Genomic DNA, 18,131 nt, shown 5'->3' on the forward strand with positions numbered 1-18,131 from the left:
ACCGGCACCGGGCCTCCGGTGTGTCTGCCGCGTCGTCAGCCGATGGCTGCGCGCAGCACCGCCCGGTAGCGCTCGCCGATCCGTTCGGTGGAGAACTCCGCCGCCGAGACGACGGCCTGCTCCTGGTAGCGCGAGCGAGCTGCGTCGTCGGTGAGCACGCGCTGCAGTGCCGCGCGGAGCGCCGGGACGTCGCCCGGGGGCACGAGCACGCCGGACACGTCGTCCTGCACGACGTCCCGGATGCCCGGCAGGTCGCTCGCCACGATCGCGGCCCCGACCGCCGCGGCCTCGAGCAGGGTGACCGGCAGCCCTTCCTGGTCGCCGTTCGCCGCGGGGATCGACGGCACCGCGACGACGGTGGCCGACGCGAGGGTCTCGAGCACCTCGGTGCGGCCCCGCTGGCCCAGGAACGTCACCGGCAGATCCGCCGCCTGCTGCTCGAGCTGGGCGCGGTACGGGCCGTCGCCGACCACGGTGAGCCGCCAGGGCACGTCGTCGCCCAGGCCGCGGAGCGCCTCGATCAGGTTGCCGAAGCCCTTCTTCTCGACCAGACGACCGACGGCGACGACGTGGTGTTCCTGCGGCGCGACGCGCGCACGGGTGTCGCGGGCCGGACCGAGGTCGACACCCATCGGGATCACGGTCGAGCGCGACTCGGGGACGCCCCACTCGGTCAGGCGCTCGCGCATCTCGGAGTTCACGGTGGTGACGTGCGCCGACCGTCCGAAGATCCAGCGCTTGAGCCGGACCAGGGGAGCCGCACGGAGCGCGTAGATGTCCCCGCCGTGGGTGGTCACGACGACGGGTACACCCGGGGCGGCCAGCGTCGCGACGAGGGCTTGTGGGATGGCCCAGTGCGCGTGGATGACGTCGGGCTTCGCGGAGCGCACCATGCGCCGCACGGCCAGGTACTGCGCCAGCACCAGCGCGGGCACCTGCACGATGCGGGAGCGCCGCTCCTTGAGGTTGTCGAGGATCGCGCCGTCGGCCAGGTCCTCGAAGCGACGCGGGAAGTACGGGTACCGGCGCACCGCGACGTCGCCGATGCGCTCCTTCGCGGCACCGCCGGGCACGCGGGGGGTGAGCACGAGGGTGTCGAACTCGGTGGCCTCCTGGTGGGCGAGGTCGAGCACGAACGCCGGAACGCCGTCGTCCGGACGGGCCGGGAACGTCGAGCCCAGGACGAGCAGGCGGGGGCGGTCCTGGCGGGAACGGGCGGAGCGAGTGGTGCGGGACATCGTGCCTTTCCGGGGCTGGCGGGGGACGGTCCGGTAGGCTCTCACCCCGTGCGCGTACTGATCCACAATAGCGATTCGCCCCACAACCGCGGGGACCGGGCGATCCTCGCCGGCAACGTCGAGCTCGTCCGTCGCCGGTGGCCGGACGCCGAGATCGTGTCCCTGTCCCAGTACCCCGAGCGGGACGCCGCGTGGTTCGGGATCCGGTTCCTGCCGGTCTCCCCGTACAGCACCGGCATCGGTGACCTGTTCGCCCTGCTCCGTGCCGCCCGCGGCGCCGACGTGGTGCTCTGGGGTGGCGGCGAGATCCTGAAGGACTACACGAACAAGCTCGGCCTCGTGTACTGGTTCGGCAAGATGCTGCTCGTCCGTGCGGTCAACAAGAACCTCGTCGGGGCGTTCCAGGGCATCGGCCCGACCACCGCCGGGGTCAGCAAGCGCCTGATCCGCGCCACCGTCGACCTCTGCAGCGCCTTCGCCGTCCGCGACGACGAGTCCCGCGAGAAGCTCCTGTCCTGGGGCGTGAAGACGCCGATCGTGTCGTCCTTCGACCCTGCTGTCGTCGGGACGGTCACCCCGCCCGACGCGGACGTGCTCGAGCGGCTCGAGCGCACCACCGGCCTGACCGCCGAGCGCCTCGAGGGCTCGATCGGCTTCGGCGTCCGACGCTGGTTCCACTACAAGCGCAGCGGCTGGATCCCGTTCCGCTTCCTGCCGAAGCGCTTCCGCCAGACCGGTGTCGACAGCGACAAGCTCGTGACCTACCGGCAGGCCGTCGCCGATCTCGCCGACCGTGTGATCGACCGCTGGGACGCCGACGTGGTGTTCTACCCGATGCACATGGAGGCGTCCGAGGGTGACGCCGCCTTCGCCCGCGAGGTCATCGCCCTGATGCGGCACGCCGACCGCACCCACGTGGTCGAGGCCGACGAGTTCTCGCCGTCCGAGTACGCCGGACTGATGTCGCGCAGCCGCCTGTTCCTGGCGAGCCGCCTGCACTCGGCGATCGTCGCGACCATCGCCGGGGTCCCCGCCGCGGTGCTCTACTACGTCGACAAGGGCCGGCTGTTCTTCGAGCAGATGGGCCAGCAGGCCTACTCGAAGCCCATCGAGGCCGCACTCGAGCCCACGTTCGTCGACGACGTCACGGCGCAGCTCGAGGCGCTCGACGCGGACCGCGACGCGGTCCGCGCGCAGCTCGCGCAGGGCGTGGCCCGGATGGCGACCGCCCTCGACGCCGACTTCGCCGAGGCGACGCGCGACGTTCGCTGACACCGTGCGCTGACACGGCGGGTGCGAACGCGCGCCCGTGACGGACAGGAGGCCCGTGGCGACACCGCCACGGGCCTCCTGTCCGTTCGTGGTGGCCGAGCGCCGGGGGCGCGCGCCCCTAGGCTGACGACATGACCGAGCGTCGATCCCTCACCGTCGCCGGCGGCGTCACCGCCGCCATCGGCGGAGCCGTCTCCGGAACCGGGGCGCTGATCCTCACGGTTTACGCCGCGACCGGCGGGAGCTTCCCGTTCGGTGCGGCGTTCCTCGTCTTCGCGGGTGGGCCGTTCCTGCTCGTCGGCGCGGTGCTGTTCGCCGTCGGCTGGTGGCAGGGCCGTCGGTCGCAGCGCCGCCTCTGACGGGCGTCAGCTCGTCCGGGACGCGAAGCGCTTCAGGTACGTGATGTCGTTGCGGTAGACGTCCTGGTCGCCGGGGAGCGTGCCGCTGGCCGCCCACTGCCAGAAGGTCCACTTCGACCAGCTGCGTCCGAGGGTGCCGGGGGTGGTGAAGTTCTTCACCGGGTAGATCGCGACGAACAGCGGGTTCTTCGAGAACTGGTTGCTGTTGTTCGTGCAGCGCTTCCACCAGTCGGTCGTGGTGTAGATCGCGGGGTACCGACCCGTCTTGGCGACGACGGTCCGGTTGAAGTCCTTGATCCAGGTGCGCATCGCGCCCCACGACTTGCCGTAGCAGGTGCCCTGGGCGGCGCTGCCGTACTCGATGTCGAGCAGCGGCGGCAGGGTCTTGCCGTCCTTGCTCCACTGGCCGCCGTGGGCGAAGAAGTAGTTCGCGGTCGCAGCGCCGCTCGCCTGGCTCGGCTGGGCGTAGACGTAGCCGCCGCGGTACAGGTTGCGCTGCTTGGCGGTGGCGTACTGCTGCTTGTAGGTGGAGCTGACGTACGAGGTGCCTTCGGTCGCCTTGACGTACACGAACCGGGCGCCGTTGCGGTAGGCCTGCAGGAAGTTGACGCTCGGCTGCCACGCGCTGATGTCGAAGCCCTGCACGCGGCCGGGGGGTGGCCCGCCGGCGGTGGCGGCAGCGGCCGACGAGCTGAGGGACTGTGCGCTCACGCCGCCGCCCGAGGTCGCGTCGGGGGAGGTCGTCACGTGGGTCTCACCGGCGTGGGCGGCGATGCCGGCACCCATGGTGTGGTTGCCGGTGCGGTCCATCTCGGCGATGGAGAGCTGCTGCCCGGTGTCGGTGCCGGCGGGTTCGGTGGCGGTCGCGCCGACCGCCGGGCCACTGCCGAAGGTGATGACCCCGGCGACGGCGGCAGCGGTGCCGAGCCCGAGGATCCTGCTGATGGGTGCGCGCATGTGGTCTCGTCTTCCCTGTCGAGATGCCGTGGGCCTGATCACCCACGCCGCGGTCCGAGCGATGCTACCCGGACTCGGCGACACCTGTCCGTGAGGCGCACCCGGGCAGCGTCCGCTGCAGCGTCGGATGCGGTGTCCGCTGTCGGGGCTAGCGGGCGGTGCGCGCGCCCTCGTCGTCCGTCTCGACCTCGGGCAGGCGCCCGCGCGAGGAGACCTCGCGGGTGGCGTGCTTCTGCCGGCGGTTCAGGAAGTTGCGCTCCACGAGCCACCACATCCCGACGCAGATCGCCAGGGTGATCGGGATCACCACGAAGACCATCATCAGGAACTGCCACTTCGGGTACAGGCCCATCGGCAGGAGCAGCAGGTTGCCGAGTCCGAGCAACGGGCTGTGGAAGAGGTAGATCGTGTAGGACACGAGGCCGGCGAGCACGAACGGCTTCCACGCGAAGAAGCGTGCGAGCCAGGTGTGCTCCCCGGTGACCGCCTTGCGGCCCATCCAGGTCAGCAGGATGCCGGCGAAGATGCCGAGGACGACCTCGGACGGCCAGGTCTGGTGCTGCCAGTAGTCGCGGTTGCGGAAGAAGACGAGGAGCATGCCCACGAACATCGCGGCCACGAACACGCCGCTCTGCCACCGCGGCCCGCCGAGCTTCGAGGCGTTCAGCTTGCCGGTCAGGTGCTCGTCGCGGGCCTTCACGGTGAGCTCGGCGGCGAGCATGCCGACCGCGAAGAGGCCGACGAACCACGGGTGCATCCACGAGTAGCGGCTCTCGGAGCCCATCCACATGCCGATGAGGACCAGCGAGGACGCGGTCGCCCACCCGCCGAAGACCTTCCAGAGCGGCAGGATCAGCAGCGGCATGAGGAAGTAGATCTGCCACTCGACGGCGACCGTCCACATCGGGCCGTTGATCTTGCCGATGTACTGCGGGAAGAAGTCGTGCACCAGGAAGAAGTGCGTGAGGAACGTGCCCCAGCCCATCGGCAGCTTCGTGTCCCACTGGGTGCCGCCGGGCTGCCCCATCACCGGGACGAACAGGATGATGAGCGCGAAGACGACGAGCGACGCCCAGTACGGCGGGATGATCCGTCGGGCGCGGCGCCAGATGAACTTCCAGAAGCCGCCGGGCAACCGGTAGCGGTCGAACCGGGTCACGACGGGCAGCATCAGGACGTAGCCGGACAGGACGATGAACAGCGGGACGCCGAGGTAGCCCCACCCGATGAACGGTCGGAGCCACGGCAGTTCGGTCGGCCCGGTGCCGGTCGTCCCGGTGAAGAGGTACGCGTGGTAGAACACCACGGCCAGGGCGGCGAGACCACGGAGCCCGTCCAGGTACGGGAACTCGAGCCGGCCCCCTGCGCGGGGAGCGGCCGCCGTCGGTTCGGCTGCGGATTCGGCTGCGCGGGTTTCGGTGGCCAACGAACGTCCTCGAGGTGGTCGGAGCGGGGTCCCCGGCAGTCTCCCACACGCCGAGCGGGGCCCGCGATCCGCCTCGGTGCGGTCCGGCAAGCGAACGGATGTCATGATGAAGCACGTGACCGTGACGACGACCGCAGCACCGCAGAGCACCCACGAGCCCGCAGGACGGCGTTCGGGGGCGGGTGCGCGACGGTACCGGCACGTCGTCGCACCCCTGATCCTGGGCGTCCTCGTGGTGATCGGGGTCGCCCTGAGCGCCGCCGTGGCGTACCACAACCGCCTCGGCGTGACGAACGTCGACGGCATCTCCTACATGGGCATCGCGCGCGAGTACGCGAACGGCTGGCTGCCCGACGCGATCAACGCGTACTGGTCGCCGCTGGTCTCGTGGATGATGGCGCCGTTCATCGCCCTCGGCCTCGGCATGCAGACGGCCTTCGCCATCGTGAACTGCTTCGCCGTGGCCGTCGTGCTCGGCATCGGTGGGTGGCTCGTCTGGTCGCAGAACCACCGCATCGTCCCCGCCGTGCTCTTCATGGTCACCGCGATCCCCGCCCTGATGAGCGCCGTGTCGGTGCAGACCCCGGACCTGCTCGTCGTCGCGTGGATCGTCGGGTTCCTCTGGGCGCTCCGCTGGGCCGACCAGGCGCTGCACGGCTCGACGCGTGCGCGGGTCGCCTCCGGCGCGGTGCTCGGCGTCGTGGCCGCGCTCGGGTACTTCACCAAGCTCTTCCTGCTGCCCGTGGCCGTCGGTGCGGTGATCCTCTGGCTGCTGCTGCGCGTCTGGTCCGCCCGTCGCCGCCGTGAGCCCGTCCGGCACTGGTGGACGGCCCCGGTCGCCACGATCGTCGTGTTCGCCGTCGTCATCGCCCCGTGGGTCGGCGCACTGACCCTCAAGTACGGCACGGTGACGCTCGGGTCGTCGCTGTCGGTCAACATCGGATCGAAGTTCGACGACGGCGGCCGTGCCACGGACTGGCCGTTCCTGCCGGTCCCGCCCAACGACCACGCCTTCTCGCCCAACGAGGACTTCACCCCGTCGGTCTACAAGCAGGGCCCGATGGACAACCCGGACCCCGCCGTGGTGCCGCCGCCCACGCAGTCGACCACCGAGGACACCGCGCCGAAGGTCACGAAGGAGTCGGGCATCGCGGCCCGCGCCGGGTACTACCTGCACGAGCGCATGCTCGCCCTGCCGTACTACCTGCAGAAGATCAGCACCTTCGCCCCGTTCGCGGCACCCATCGCCCTGCTCTTCGCGGCGGCACTCGTCATCGGTGTCGTGCGGTTCCGCCGCTACGCGTTCACCTGCATCGTCGCGGCGACGACCCTGGTGTACTTCGTCGGCTACGGCATGATCACGTCGTCGTCGAGCGGCGGCGGCAACGCCCGGTACTACTGGCCGCTGTTCTACCTGACGGCGATGATCGGCGCGCTCATGCTGCCGGCCGTCTGGCGGCTGGTGCGCCGTCGGGGCGTGGTCCGGACGATCGTGGCGTGCGTCGCGATCGCCGTCGTGCCGATCGCCTCGTACACGCAGAACTGGTTCGGGTCCCCGGCGCCGTTCTACCCGTCGGTCAACCGCACCGAGGCGCTGCGCGTCTTCGGGCCGACCGACGTGCCGGAGATCGTCCGGCTCGCTGACCAGATCCGGGCGAGCGGCGCCCTGCCCGAGGACGCCACCGTCATCGGCTCGAACTACCGCTCGCTCTCCTCGCTCGCGTTCCTGACCGACACGCGTGTGTACGGTCGCTCAGGTCAGGGCTACACGTACCACTCGGACGCGATGCGCAACCTGTTCATCGACGAGGGCGTGCAGTACTTCGTGCAGTTCGACCCGGCGACCGCCCCGGCGCGTGACTACTCAGTGGCCGGCAAGCTGGTCGGCACGTACAACGCGACGATCTCGTGCAGCGCCGACCGCTCCACCGACCCGGAGATCCCCTGCCGCGTGCAGATCGTCAAGCTCGCCCGGTGACGCTCGACCGGTGACGTCCCCGGCACCCGCTCCCTGCGGCAGCACCGCAGGGAGCGGCCCGCCCCAGCGTCTACCATGACCTGAGCCCGTGACCTGAGCAGGAGACCCGTTTGTCCGCAAGCACCAGCGACACCCCCGCGCCCGAGGGGAAGCGTCCGTCGAAGCGACGACGGTTCCTCGGCAAGGCGATCCCCATCGCCTTCTACGTCCTGCTCGCGGTGTTCCTCGTGCTGTACGTCCGCAGCGTCGACTGGGGACAGCTCGCCGGGCTCGACTGGCAGTGGTCGTGGGTGATCCTCGCGACGGTGATCAGCCTCGGCTTCCGGTACTGGGGCGTCGGCATCTGGTTCTACCTGCTGCGACGGCTCGGTGCGACCGGGCTCAAGGGCAGCGGCGTGACCCTGACCTACGTGTACGCGAAGTCCTGGATGGGCCGCTACATCCCCGGTGCCGCGACCTGGATCATCGGCAAGGTCTACTTCGCCTCGAAGCACGGCGTCTCGAAGGCCCGGCTCGGTGTGAGCGGGTTGCTCGAGGGCGCCCTGCAGATCGCCGCGACCCTGGCCCTGGCGCTCGTGCTGCTGCTCATCGACCCGCGGACGCACAATCTCGACCCGTGGCTGATCGTCCTGATGATCGCGGCGTTCGTGGGCTGCGTCGTCTGCCTGATCCCGCGCGTGTTCGTGTTCCTGATCGGGATCGCGCTGAAGATCCTGCGTCGCAAGCCGCTCGAGGCCGACGTCCGTCCGAACCTCGGCACCGTCCTCGGCGGAGCCGGGCTCTACGTGGCCGGTGCGGTGCTGTCCGGCACGGCGTACTACTTCATCACCCTCGGCGTGTACCCGTCGCTGAAGATCACCGACGCGGCCTTCGTGATCGGTGCCGCGAGCATGGCCTCGGCGATCAGCATGCTGGCCGTCTTCGCCCCCGGCGGGCTCGGCGTCCGCGAGGGCGTGCAGGCCCTCCTGCTGGCGCTCGTGATGCCGGCGCCGATCGCGCTGGTCGTGGTCGTCGTCACCCGTGTCTGGAGCCTGGCGGTCGACGGACTCTTCCTGCTCTGCGCCGCGGCCCCGACGTGGTTCCGGCGCAACCGCCCGACCGACGACCCCTCCGCGGTCGAGGGCGGCGTCCCCGCCGCCTGACGCGCGTCGCGCGCGTTGCTTCGTGAGCAGGAATGGTCGGGTCCGGATGACGGACCCGACCATTCCTGCTCACGGAGTGGGGCACCGGTCGCGCGTGACGACGGACGGGAGGCCCGGTGCCAGCTGGCACCGGGCTCCCGTCCGTCTCGTGGGCGCGCCCACCGCATGCCGCGCGCCGTCCGCCGAGGGGTCACGACGTGTCGTCTGCGGCCGCGTCTGCCGACGGTTCGCGACCCCTCGGGGCCGCGCCTGCGGCACGTTGTGCCACCCCGGCGCTCCGCGGCCGGGCGTGTCAGCGGCCGGGAACCGTCGTCGACAGGGTCCGACGGTCGGCGCGCGCGACCTGCACGACCGACGCGATGAGCCCCACCGCGACCAGGGCCACGACGACGGCGAGCACCGCAGGCGGCACCGGGCCGATCTCGGAGTACCGCAGCAGCCCGCGGCCCGTCACCGGGAACAGCGCCGCGTTCCAGAACCAGGCCGACGCCACCGCGAACCCGTACACGCCCACCGCGGGCAGCACGACGGCCAGCGCCACCGCGGCCCAGGTGCGTGCCCGACCGGCGGGCACCAGTCGTCGCCACGCGAGCGCGCTCAGCACGATCAGGCAGACGATCGCGGGGAAGTAGTACCGGCCCTGGGTGGCGGCGACCTCGGTGGTGGTGAGGTACGAGTGCGCGCTCGTGCGGTTCTGGATCCCGATCAGCAGCGCCGGGAACACTGCGACGCACAGGGCCACCCGCAGGTCCGGGCCCCGGCGGAACGCCCAGCCGACGAGCACCACGAGGGCGACCAGGGTCAGGACGGCGGTGAGCAGGTCACCGATGGTCACCTGGGCCCGACCGCCGAAGCTGCCCCAGAACGTGCGCGACAGGGTGCCCCAGCTGACGTCGAGGAAGTGTCCGAGCGTCGGGCTCTCGCCCGGCGGGAAGTCCTTCGGGGGCCGCATCGCCGTGTAGCCGTTCGGCTGGATCCGGCCGTACGACACGAGGTTGTGCAGCCACCACCAGGCACCGATGCCGCCGGACACCGCCATCGTGACGATCGTGCGGACGATGCGTTGCCGCAGGGACAGCACCCCGGCACCGGCGAACAGCACCACCACCGCGACGAACGGCACCGCCGGCAACCCGGTGCCCTTGATCCAGACGAGGCCCCCGAGGACCACCGCCAGTGCGATCGTGGTGCGCCAGCGGGTGTCGCCGGTGAGCAGACGGGTGGCGAGCCAGACGACGATCCCGGCGACGAGCAGCACCGGGGCGTCGTTCGAGAACGACGAGCCGATGGACGCGAGCTCGGGCGTCGCGAACACGGCGAGGGCCCCGATCAGCGCGGCGCGGGGGCTGCGGGTCACGCGGCGCACCGACGCCCAGGCGAGCAGGGGGAGCGCGGTGACGGCCAGCACGTCGGCCAGGCGGAGGGCGATGAACGCGTGGTCCCAGCGGAGCTCGCCGAAGTCGACGGCCCGCAGCACGGCGGCTCCGGCCAGGTAGGCGGTCGGAGGGTGCTGGGTCATCTGGTTGACCGTCGCCGAGGGGCCTGGTGCGTTCTGGAGCAGCTCGCTCACCGTCGACCACTCGTCGGACGGCTTCGTCGCCTGTTCGACCTTCGCGGCCTGCACGGCGTTGGTGACGTGCAGCTCGCCGGGGGCCGCCCAGGCGTCACCGAGGGCGACGTGCACGGCGGCGTCGATGTGCGCGGTCTCGTCGGGGGCCTCGAACACCGGGACGAGCAATGCCCACGCCACGAGCCAGAGCCCGAAGGTCGCCGTGATCACCGCGATCGCGACACGTTCCCAGCGCGCGGTGCGGGGTGGGGCGGGGGTGGTGGTCGTCTCGGCCGTCACCCCACCGATCCTAGGTCAGACGTCGTGGGGGACCCGCGGGCCGTCCGACACCGACTCGTCCGCGGCGGCCGGCTGCGTGGCCGTGCGCTCGGGGTGGTAGACCCAGGCCTTGTAGAGCCAGAACCGGAAGACCGTGCCGAGCACGAGCCCGATGATGTTCGCGACGTTGTCGGCGAGCACCGAGGTGAGCCCCATCGCGTAGTGCGACACCCCGAGGCAGGCGAGTGCGATGACCATGCCGCCGAGCGACACGACGACGAACTCGATGCCCTCGCGGGTGGCCACGGCGCGACGCTGCTCGCGGAACGTCCAGTACCGGTTGCCCATCCAGTTCACGAAGATCGCCACGACGGTGGAGATGACCTTCGCCCAGAACGGCCCCGAGTGGACGTCCTCGGGGTTCAGGACGGTGATGCGCAGCACGTTGAACACCGTGGTGTCCACGACGAAGCCGACGGCACCGACGACGCCGAAGCGTGCCAGCTGGGCGATGAGGCGCCGCACGAGCCCTCCAGGATCCGTAGAGTTGTGACCGGTCGTGCAGAGCACGACCCGAACAGCGATTGTAGACAACGCGTTCCCACCGCACGGTGGGAGCGCCGGAAGGATCACACAGCATGGCGTTGCGCGTCGGGGTCATCGGTGGGGGACAGCTGGCACGGATGATGGTGCCGGCCGCGGTCGAACTGGGGATCGACATCCGGGTGCTCGCCGAGGGGCCGGGCATGTCCGCCGCGATCGCTGCCACCGCCGAGGGCGATTACCACGACGCCGCCACGGTGCTCGAGTTCGCCCGACAGGTCGACGTCGTGACCTTCGACCACGAGCACGTGCCGCAGGACGTCCTGCGCAGCCTGGTCGACGCGGGCGTGTCGGTCCACCCCGGACCGGACGCGCTGGCCGTCGCCCAGGACAAGATCACCATGCGTCGCCGGCTGAGCGAACTCGGGCTGCCGGTGCCCGACTGGGCCGCCGTGCAGGGGCCCGACGACCTCCGGGCGTTCCTGGCGGACCACGGTGGCCGTGCCGTCGTCAAGACGCCGCGGGGCGGGTACGACGGCAAGGGCGTCCGGGTCGTCTCCGACGCGTCCGACGTCGACGACTGGTTCATCGCCGTGGCCGAGGCCGGCGGCGACCAGGCCCTCCTGGTCGAGGAGCTCGTCCCCTTCACCCGCGAGCTCGCGCAGTCCGTGGCACGCCGTCCCTCCGGGCAGGTCGTCGCCTGGCCACTCGTCGAGACCGTGCAGCGCGACGGGGTCTGCGCCGAGGTCATCGCACCGGCCCCGGACAGTGCCGGCCGGATCGCGGACCTGACCGAGTCGATCGCCGTCCGCATCGCGGAAGAGCTCGGTGTGACCGGTGTGCTGGCGGTCGAGCTGTTCCAGACCGACGACGAGCGCATCCTCATCAACGAGCTTGCGATGCGTCCGCACAACACCGGGCACTGGACCATCGACGGCGCCACCACGAGCCAGTTCGAACAGCACCTGCGCGCCGTCCTCGACCTGCCGCTCGGTGCCACCGGCTCGTTCGCCCCCGCGTCCGTCATGGTGAACGTGCTCGGCGGACCCGCGGACGGCGACCTCGCCGCCCGGTACCCCGCAGCGCTCGAGGCCTTCCCCGAGGCGAAGTACCACTTCTACGGCAAGGCACCCCGGCCCGGCCGGAAGATCGGGCACGTCACGGTGCTCGGCGACGACGTCGACGACGTCGTCTACCGCGCCCGCGCGGCCGCGGCGCACTTCGACGACTGAGACGGTGTCCGCGACACCGGGTCGCGTCCTCGACGTGACCGGATGACGGACGGGAGGCCCGTGGCGACGCCGCCACGGGCCTCCCGTCCGTCACGGGTGCGGGACACACTTGTCGGTCGCTCTGCGGACACCCCCTCGGGTGGCACCCGCTCGGGAGGCTGGCGGGGGCTGGGAGCGCATGTTCCCCTGGTACAGTCCGTGCCCACCGTCCGGGAGCCCCCATGCGCCGCCGTCCGCGTCGTGCCGCCGTCTGCGGCGCAGCCATCGCCCTCGTCGCAGCCGTCGCCGGCCTGCTGCCGACCGCGACCGCGTCCGCAGCGACCTCGGCCTCGACCATCCGCTCGGCCACGTCCGCGTCGCTCTACGGCGCCGGGCCGTACCGGTCGCCGACGAGCGAGGCCGCGAAGGCGCAGGCCGCCCTGGCCGCCACCGACCCGGCCGGGGCCGCTGCGGCGGCGAAGATCGCCGGGTACCCCGTCGCGACCTGGCTCGGCGACTGGAGTCAGGGGACGCAGCTGACCAAGACCATCAGCACCGCCCTCACCGGTGCCGAACAGTCCGGCACCACCCCCGTGTTCGTGCTCTACGCGATCCCCGACCGTGACTGCGGCGGGTACTCCGCCGGCGGCTTCGACGAGGGGTCCTACGACGCCTGGGTCGACCAGGTCACCGCGGCGCTCGCCGGGCACCGTGCAGCCGTCATCGTCGAACCGGACTCGCTCGCGATGCTCAGCAACGCCAAGTGCAGCACCGCGCTCGACGAGCAGCGCTACCGGATCCTGTCCCGCACCGTCGCCGGGCTGACCGCCGCCGGGGTCCCCGCCTACCTGGACGCCGGCAACTCGAACTGGGTGCAGCCCGCGCTGATGGCGTCGCGGCTGAACAGCGCGGGCGTCCAGCAGGCCCGCGGGTTCTTCACGAACGTCGCGAACTACTACCCGACCGCCCAGGAGCAGGCGTACGCGCAGAAGGTGTCCGCCGCCACCGGGGGCTCGCACTACGTGATCGACACCTCACGCAACGGGCAGGGTTGGCGCGGCACCTGGTGCAACGGACCGGGGGCCGGGCTCGGCACCTCGCCCCGGGTGGTGTCCGACGGCACGGCGCTCGACGCCCTGCTGTGGGTGAAGACCCCCGGCGCGAGCGACGGCACCTGCAACGGGGCCCCGGCCGCCGGCAAGTGGTTCCCGACCTACGCCCAGGCCCTCGTCGCGAACGCACGCCTGGGTGTGCCCGCCGCCGACCTGACCCCCCGTGGCACGCTCGAGGCCGTCGCCGGTGCCGGCGGCGGCGTCCGCGTGTCCGGGTGGGCCTACGACGAGGACGACCCCACGCAGCCCGTGCGGGTCCGTGCCACCGTCGACGGCGTCTCCGCCGGCGTCACCACCGCCGGGCTCGACCGGCCGGACGTCGACACGCGCTTCGGGGTCGGCGCGACCCACGGCTTCGACGTCGTGGTGCCCACCGCGGCCGGCGCTCGCCGCGTCTGCGTCACCGCTGTGAACATCGGCGCGGGGTCGGACACCCCGCTCGGCTGCTCGACCGTCCGCGCCTACCGGCACGACCCGTACGCCGAACTGGAGTCCGCGAAGGCCGTGACCCGGGGCATCGCGGTGCGCGGCTGGGCGTTCGACGGCGACGCGGTGGCCTCGGCGAGCCGGGTGGCGATCACCGTCGACGGCAAGCGGGTGACGTCGCTGGACGCCGGTCGGAAGCGCGCCGACGTGGACGCGACCTGGGGCTCCGGTGGGTCGCACGGCTTCGCGGGCACCGTCCGGGCTGCGGTGGGCAAGCACACCGTCTGCGCGATCGTCCACAACACCGGGAGCGGAGCGGACCGCAGGGCGTCGCCGTGCCGGACGGTGACTGTGCGCTGAGGGGGTCTTCTCCGTGCGGCGTTCGCCGTGCGGTGTCCGTCGTGCGGTGCGAGGTTCCGTCGTCGGTGGGAGGCGCTGCGGCTCGCACCGCGCACGGAACCCCGCACCGTTCGTGACTGACCTCGCACGGTGCGAGGTGCCAGGTGCCAGGTGCGAGAGGATGGCCGCATGCCGCGTGATCTCGTCCGCCGGGCCGCCGGACGCCTGCGCCGCGCCGTCGCAGGTGCCCCGCCACAGCCGGCGCCCCTGCCCGTCCTCGGGTACGTCGTCGCGGGCGGTGGCGGCGCCCACCCGGCCTCGGCACACGTCCGTGTCGTCCGCCGCACCGAGCACCTGGCCGCGAGCGGCACCGCCGAGGTGCGCCAGGTGGACCCGGCAGCGTTCGTCGACGGCTCCGACCAGGCGCCCTACGCCGCACTCCTGGTGCAGCGGCACATCCTTCCCCGTGCCGACGTGCAGCCCTTCCTGGCGGCAGCCGCCTCCCGGGGCATCCGCGTCGTGGCCGAGGTCGACGACGACTTCTTCACCGAGTCCGGACGCGCACGTCTGGCCCGCGCCGAGTACGACCCCGACCGGCTCGCCTCGATCGACGCCCTGGTGCGCGGTGCCGACACCGTCGTCGTGAGCACGCCCGAACTCGCCGACGTGGTCCGTCCGGTGGCGCGGGACGTCGTCGTCGTGCCGAACGCCCTCGACCCGACGATCTGGACTGCCGGCCCCACCGCGGACGACGACGAACGGCCCGCGGGGGAGCACCGGGTGCTGTACATGGGCACGCTCACCCACGCCGCGGACCTCGAGCTCGTGCGTGACGTCTTCGCCGACCTCACCACCGCCGACGGCACCCCGATCCGGCTCGAGGTCATCGGGGTGACCGAGGAGGGCGGTGCCGACTGGTTCCGCCGGGTCGAGGTCCCCGACGGGCACTACCCGGCGTTCTCCCGATGGCTCGTGGCGCACCGGGAGCGCTGGCGGGCGGGCGTCGCACCGCTCCGAGACGAGGAGTTCAACCGCGCGAAGAGCGACCTGAAGTTCCTCGAGTACACCGCGCTCGGGCTGCCCGCCGTGGTGTCCGACCGTCCGTCCTACGCCGTCGCACGGGCCCACGGGGCCGTGGCCGTGCCGGACGACGTCCAGGCGTGGCGGGATGCCGTCCGGACCGCCGTCGACCGTGGCCGGGCGGATGAGGGGGCGGCCCGCTGGGTCGCCGAGGAGCGCACGATCGGCCGTGACGGCGACACCTGGCGACGCGTGCTGCTCGGCTAGGCTCGTCGCGTGACCGACACCGCCGCACCCGCACAGCCGCTCGTCTCGATCATCATGGGGTCGGACTCCGACTGGCCGACCATGCGTGCCGCGGCGGACATCCTCACCGAACTCGGCATCGCGTTCGAGGCGGACGTCGTGTCGGCGCACCGCACGCCGGACAAGATGACCCGCTTCGCCCGCGGCGCCGCTGCTCGTGGCATCCGGGTCGTCATCGCCGGGGCCGGTGGCGCGGCACACCTGCCGGGCATGGTGGCCTCGATGACGACGCTCCCGGTGATCGGTGTCCCGGTGCAGCTCGCGCGTCTCGACGGCCTCGACTCGCTGCTCTCGATCGTGCAGATGCCGGCGGGGATCCCGGTCGCGACGATGGCGATCAACGGTGCCGCCAACGCCGGTCTGCTGGCCGCGCGCATCATCGGTTCCTCGGAGCCGGCCGTCGCCGCTCGCCTGGCCGAGTACGCCGACGGGCTCGAGCGCCTGGTCGAGGAGAAGGCGGCGCGCCTCCGCGACTCGCTCTGAGGCCGCCGCTGCGGGTTCCGAGCCGCGCTACGGTAGCGGGATGCGCCGTGCCGTCCCCGTCCTCGTCCTCTCCGCGGTCGGCGTCGTCGCCGCGGTGGTCTGCGTGGTCGCTGCGGGCGCGGCCGGACCGGTGAACCCCGTGGCGGGGTGGTTCCGTGGCGCGGGCCAGGACGTCGTGGCGACGAAGTCGCAGTTCGACTCGTGGTTCGCGGCACTCCACGTCGCCGAGGCCGCAGCGGTCGTCGCCGTCCTCGCCGTGGTGGCCACCGTCGTGCTCGCCGTGGTCGCTCGGCGCCGTCGCGCACGGCCCTGACCTCACCACGCGACGTCGGCGCGCAGCTGATCCGAACGATGCCGATGCCACGCCACGCGCACTGACCAGGGCTTCTTGCCCGACGGCAGATCCTCGCGCAAGCCCCGTGTACTGGGGGTGCTCTGTCGTGTCAACCCCCGGGCGCAGATTGTGGACAGCAACTACCGTGAACGCCGGGTAGCCGAGATCCGGCGTCCGGCATCCACGGGAACGGGTGCGAACAGTCACGTCAGGGAGTGACCGACCTCATGCAGAAGCGCACCACCAGGAGGGCCGCACTCGCCGTCGTGCTCCTCGGAGCAGCACTCGTCGCCGGACCGCTCGGTCAGGGGACCGCAGCGACCGCCAGCTCGGCACCGCTCGGCGACGTCGGGAACTTCAAGCAGACCTTCCGCGAGCAGTTCAGCACCGCGGCCGGCGCCAAGGGCGCCTTCGCCAAGAAGTACGCCAACTCGTGGCAGCCGTACCCGGACGGGACCGGCGGCATGTACTACTCGGGCTCGCAGATCAGCTCGCACAACGGGTACATGGACGTCAAGCTCGACGGCAAGCACGGCGCCGCCGGCACCTTCGGCACGCCGACGGGAGCCTGGGGCCACAAGGGCGGCAAGTTCATCGTCCGCGCCAAGGCCACGGGCGGTGCCGGCAACGGCGCGGCCTTCATGCTCTGGCCGTCGTCCGACCGTTGGGCCGACGGGGAGATCGACTACCCGGAGGCCAACTTCGACCAGCAGCCGATGCTGCACCACCACTCGATGATCGCGGGCCAGGAGGCCAACGCGACGAGCCTGAGCACCGGCGTCTCGTGGCGTTCGTGGCACACGTACTCGATCGAGTGGATCCCCGGGAAGTCCGTGCGGTACCGGCTCGACGGCAAGGTGATCAAGACGATCACCTACGACGTGCCGAAGACCGCACACCGCTACATGTTCCAGGTGGGCGACTGGGGCGACCCGGGGCACCTGTACATCGACTGGGTCAGCACCTACACGTACAAGGGCTGACGCGCTCCGGCCGTCAGAGGTCGGCGTGCAGCTGCCAGGTCTCCGCGGCGGAGTCGGACCAGTCGTACATGCGTGCGCGGTCCGGCCCCGCCACGGCCAGCCGGCTGGAGAGCTGCGGGTCGTTCACGACCTGGTAGACGGCCTGTGCGAGCCGTGCGGGGTAGGACTCCCGCGGTGACCGGGCGACGGTGACGCCGGCGTCCGACGCGACCTCGGCCACGGCGGGGTCGTCGGAGTGGATCACCGGGGTGCCGAAGCTCATCGCCTCGATCACGGGCAGGCCGAAGCCCTCGGCGAGGCTGGGGAACACGAACACCGTCGCACGGTCGTAGACCACCGCGAGGTCCGCGTCGTCGATGCGGCCGAGGACCTTCACCCGGTCGCGCGACAGTCCCGCGCGCTCCGCGGTGCCGTACACGTCGACGTCGCCCCAGCCGTCCGGACCGGAGATGACGAGGGGCACGTCGGCGGGGGCGTCCGGGTGGGCCATCGCCTCGATCAGGGACGCGAGGGCCTTGCGCGGCTCGAGCGTGCCGACCGCGAGCACGTAGCGGTCGGGCAGGCCGAGGCGCTCGGCGCGCAGGTCGGCGTCGACGGGCAGGCGGAGGCGACCGCTCGGGGCACCGCCGATCACGCGGAGCCGGTCGTCGAACCGGTGGATCTCGTTCAGCGCCCCCGCCACGGCGTGGGTCGGCACCACGACGGCGTCGGCGTGCTTCCACGCCCGCTTCACCATCGCCTTGTGGAAGTGGACGCCGCGCGGCGTGAGGGTCTCGGGGTTGGTCCACGGCACCACGTCGTGCACGGTCACCACGGTCTGCCGGCCCGGGTCCTGGAAACGGTCGTGCTTGACCAGTGGTGCGAGCACGCTCGGCGCGTGCACCATGCCCTTCGCGATGCCGCCCACGAACCCGCCCTGCCAGGCGAGCGACAGCTCACGACGTGGCAGCGGCAGTCGCTGCAGGTCGGACAGTCCGGGCAGGAGCGTCCGCAGGTGCGCCATCTCGTCGGACCCGACGGCGGAGACCACACCCGCGACCTCGCAGCCGCTCGGCGCGTGCTCGACGAGGTGTCGCGCGAGCTCCTCGGCGTAGCGCCCGATGCCGCCCGGCACGGGCGCGACGATCTGGTCGACGATGACGTGGAGGGTGGTCATGGTGCTGTGCTCCTCGTC

Annotated in this window: 16 protein-coding genes; 10 read left to right on the top strand and 6 right to left on the bottom strand. The window is 71.8% G+C overall.

Going from position 1 to position 18,131, the window contains the following annotated elements; all coding sequences use genetic code 11:
* Window positions 1–35 precede the first annotated feature (35 nt).
* A complete protein-coding gene (locus QRN49_RS12860; protein WP_284756279.1) occupies window positions 36–1,238 on the bottom strand; it encodes a glycosyltransferase in 1,203 nt (400 codons plus the stop codon).
* 48 nt (window positions 1,239–1,286) lie between these two features.
* Here QRN49_RS12860 and QRN49_RS12865 point away from each other — a divergent pair, with 48 nt between their 5' ends.
* Window positions 1,287–2,510: a polysaccharide pyruvyl transferase family protein gene (locus tag QRN49_RS12865; protein WP_209050749.1), complete on the top strand. Its 1,224-nt coding sequence runs from the start codon at window positions 1,287–1,289 to the stop codon at window positions 2,508–2,510.
* Between the two features lie 131 nt (window positions 2,511–2,641).
* The gene (locus QRN49_RS12870; protein WP_259515857.1) at window positions 2,642–2,869 is read left to right on the top strand and encodes a hypothetical protein; all 228 of its coding nucleotides are present in this window, start codon (window positions 2,642–2,644) and stop codon (window positions 2,867–2,869) included.
* 6 nt (window positions 2,870–2,875) lie between these two features.
* Here the strand turns inward: QRN49_RS12870 and QRN49_RS12875 are convergent, their stop codons facing one another.
* Both QRN49_RS12875 and QRN49_RS12880 read right to left on the bottom strand, forming a co-directional pair.
* On the bottom strand, window positions 2,876–3,826 hold the full coding sequence (locus QRN49_RS12875; RefSeq protein WP_110863324.1) for a GH25 family lysozyme: 951 nt from the start codon (window positions 3,824–3,826) through the stop codon (window positions 2,876–2,878).
* Between the two features lie 148 nt (window positions 3,827–3,974).
* Window positions 3,975–5,252 (bottom strand): acyltransferase family protein, encoded by a 1,278-nt coding sequence (locus QRN49_RS12880; protein WP_209050751.1) that lies wholly within the window; start codon window positions 5,250–5,252, stop codon window positions 3,975–3,977.
* A 106-nt stretch (window positions 5,253–5,358) separates the two neighbouring features.
* On the opposite strand from QRN49_RS12880, the gene QRN49_RS12885 reads away from it, so the two are divergent.
* Both QRN49_RS12885 and QRN49_RS12890 read left to right on the top strand, forming a co-directional pair.
* The gene (locus QRN49_RS12885) at window positions 5,359–7,230 is read left to right on the top strand and encodes an ArnT family glycosyltransferase (protein ID WP_181440257.1); all 1,872 of its coding nucleotides are present in this window, start codon (window positions 5,359–5,361) and stop codon (window positions 7,228–7,230) included.
* Between the two features lie 110 nt (window positions 7,231–7,340).
* A complete protein-coding gene (locus QRN49_RS12890) occupies window positions 7,341–8,372 on the top strand; it encodes a lysylphosphatidylglycerol synthase domain-containing protein (RefSeq protein ID WP_284756285.1) in 1,032 nt (343 codons plus the stop codon).
* A 292-nt stretch (window positions 8,373–8,664) separates the two neighbouring features.
* Here the strand turns inward: QRN49_RS12890 and QRN49_RS12895 are convergent, their stop codons facing one another.
* Complete coding sequence (locus QRN49_RS12895) at window positions 8,665–10,221, bottom strand: DUF2142 domain-containing protein (protein WP_284756287.1); 1,557 nt, start codon at window positions 10,219–10,221, stop codon at window positions 8,665–8,667.
* Between the two features lie 15 nt (window positions 10,222–10,236).
* A complete protein-coding gene (locus tag QRN49_RS12900) occupies window positions 10,237–10,725 on the bottom strand; it encodes a GtrA family protein (RefSeq protein ID WP_284756289.1) in 489 nt (162 codons plus the stop codon).
* A gap of 113 nt (window positions 10,726–10,838) precedes the next feature.
* Between QRN49_RS12900 and QRN49_RS12905 the strand changes: the two genes are divergently transcribed.
* The 6 genes from QRN49_RS12905 (at window position 10,839) to QRN49_RS12930 (ending at window position 16,957) form a co-directional block, all read left to right on the top strand.
* The gene (locus QRN49_RS12905; protein WP_111022330.1) at window positions 10,839–11,975 is read left to right on the top strand and encodes a 5-(carboxyamino)imidazole ribonucleotide synthase; all 1,137 of its coding nucleotides are present in this window, start codon (window positions 10,839–10,841) and stop codon (window positions 11,973–11,975) included.
* A 221-nt stretch (window positions 11,976–12,196) separates the two neighbouring features.
* Window positions 12,197–13,852, top strand: a complete 1,656-nt coding sequence (locus QRN49_RS12910; RefSeq protein WP_284756291.1) for a glycoside hydrolase family 6 protein — start codon at window positions 12,197–12,199, stop codon at window positions 13,850–13,852.
* 168 nt (window positions 13,853–14,020) lie between these two features.
* Complete coding sequence (locus QRN49_RS12915) at window positions 14,021–15,118, top strand: glycosyltransferase family protein (RefSeq protein ID WP_284756294.1); 1,098 nt, start codon at window positions 14,021–14,023, stop codon at window positions 15,116–15,118.
* 9 nt (window positions 15,119–15,127) lie between these two features.
* Window positions 15,128–15,640, top strand: coding sequence for a 5-(carboxyamino)imidazole ribonucleotide mutase (purE, locus tag QRN49_RS12920; RefSeq protein WP_284756295.1), 513 nt, complete (start codon window positions 15,128–15,130; stop codon window positions 15,638–15,640).
* Between the two features lie 40 nt (window positions 15,641–15,680).
* Window positions 15,681–15,953 carry a hypothetical protein gene (locus tag QRN49_RS12925; RefSeq protein WP_284756297.1) on the top strand — a complete coding sequence of 91 codons (273 nt, stop codon included), beginning with the start codon at window positions 15,681–15,683 and terminating at the stop codon, window positions 15,951–15,953.
* Between the two features lie 236 nt (window positions 15,954–16,189).
* Complete coding sequence (locus tag QRN49_RS12930; protein WP_284756298.1) at window positions 16,190–16,957, top strand: glycoside hydrolase family 16 protein; 768 nt, start codon at window positions 16,190–16,192, stop codon at window positions 16,955–16,957.
* Between the two features lie 13 nt (window positions 16,958–16,970).
* On the opposite strand, the gene QRN49_RS12935 is transcribed toward QRN49_RS12930, so the two are convergent.
* On the bottom strand, window positions 16,971–18,113 hold the full coding sequence (locus QRN49_RS12935; RefSeq protein WP_194622819.1) for a glycosyltransferase family 4 protein: 1,143 nt from the start codon (window positions 18,111–18,113) through the stop codon (window positions 16,971–16,973).
* Between the last annotated feature and the right edge of the window lie 18 nt (window positions 18,114–18,131).

It is taken from the genome of Curtobacterium sp. ME-Dv--P-122a, assembly GCF_030209645.1.
GTDB lineage: Bacteria > Actinomycetota > Actinomycetes > Actinomycetales > Microbacteriaceae > Curtobacterium > Curtobacterium flaccumfaciens.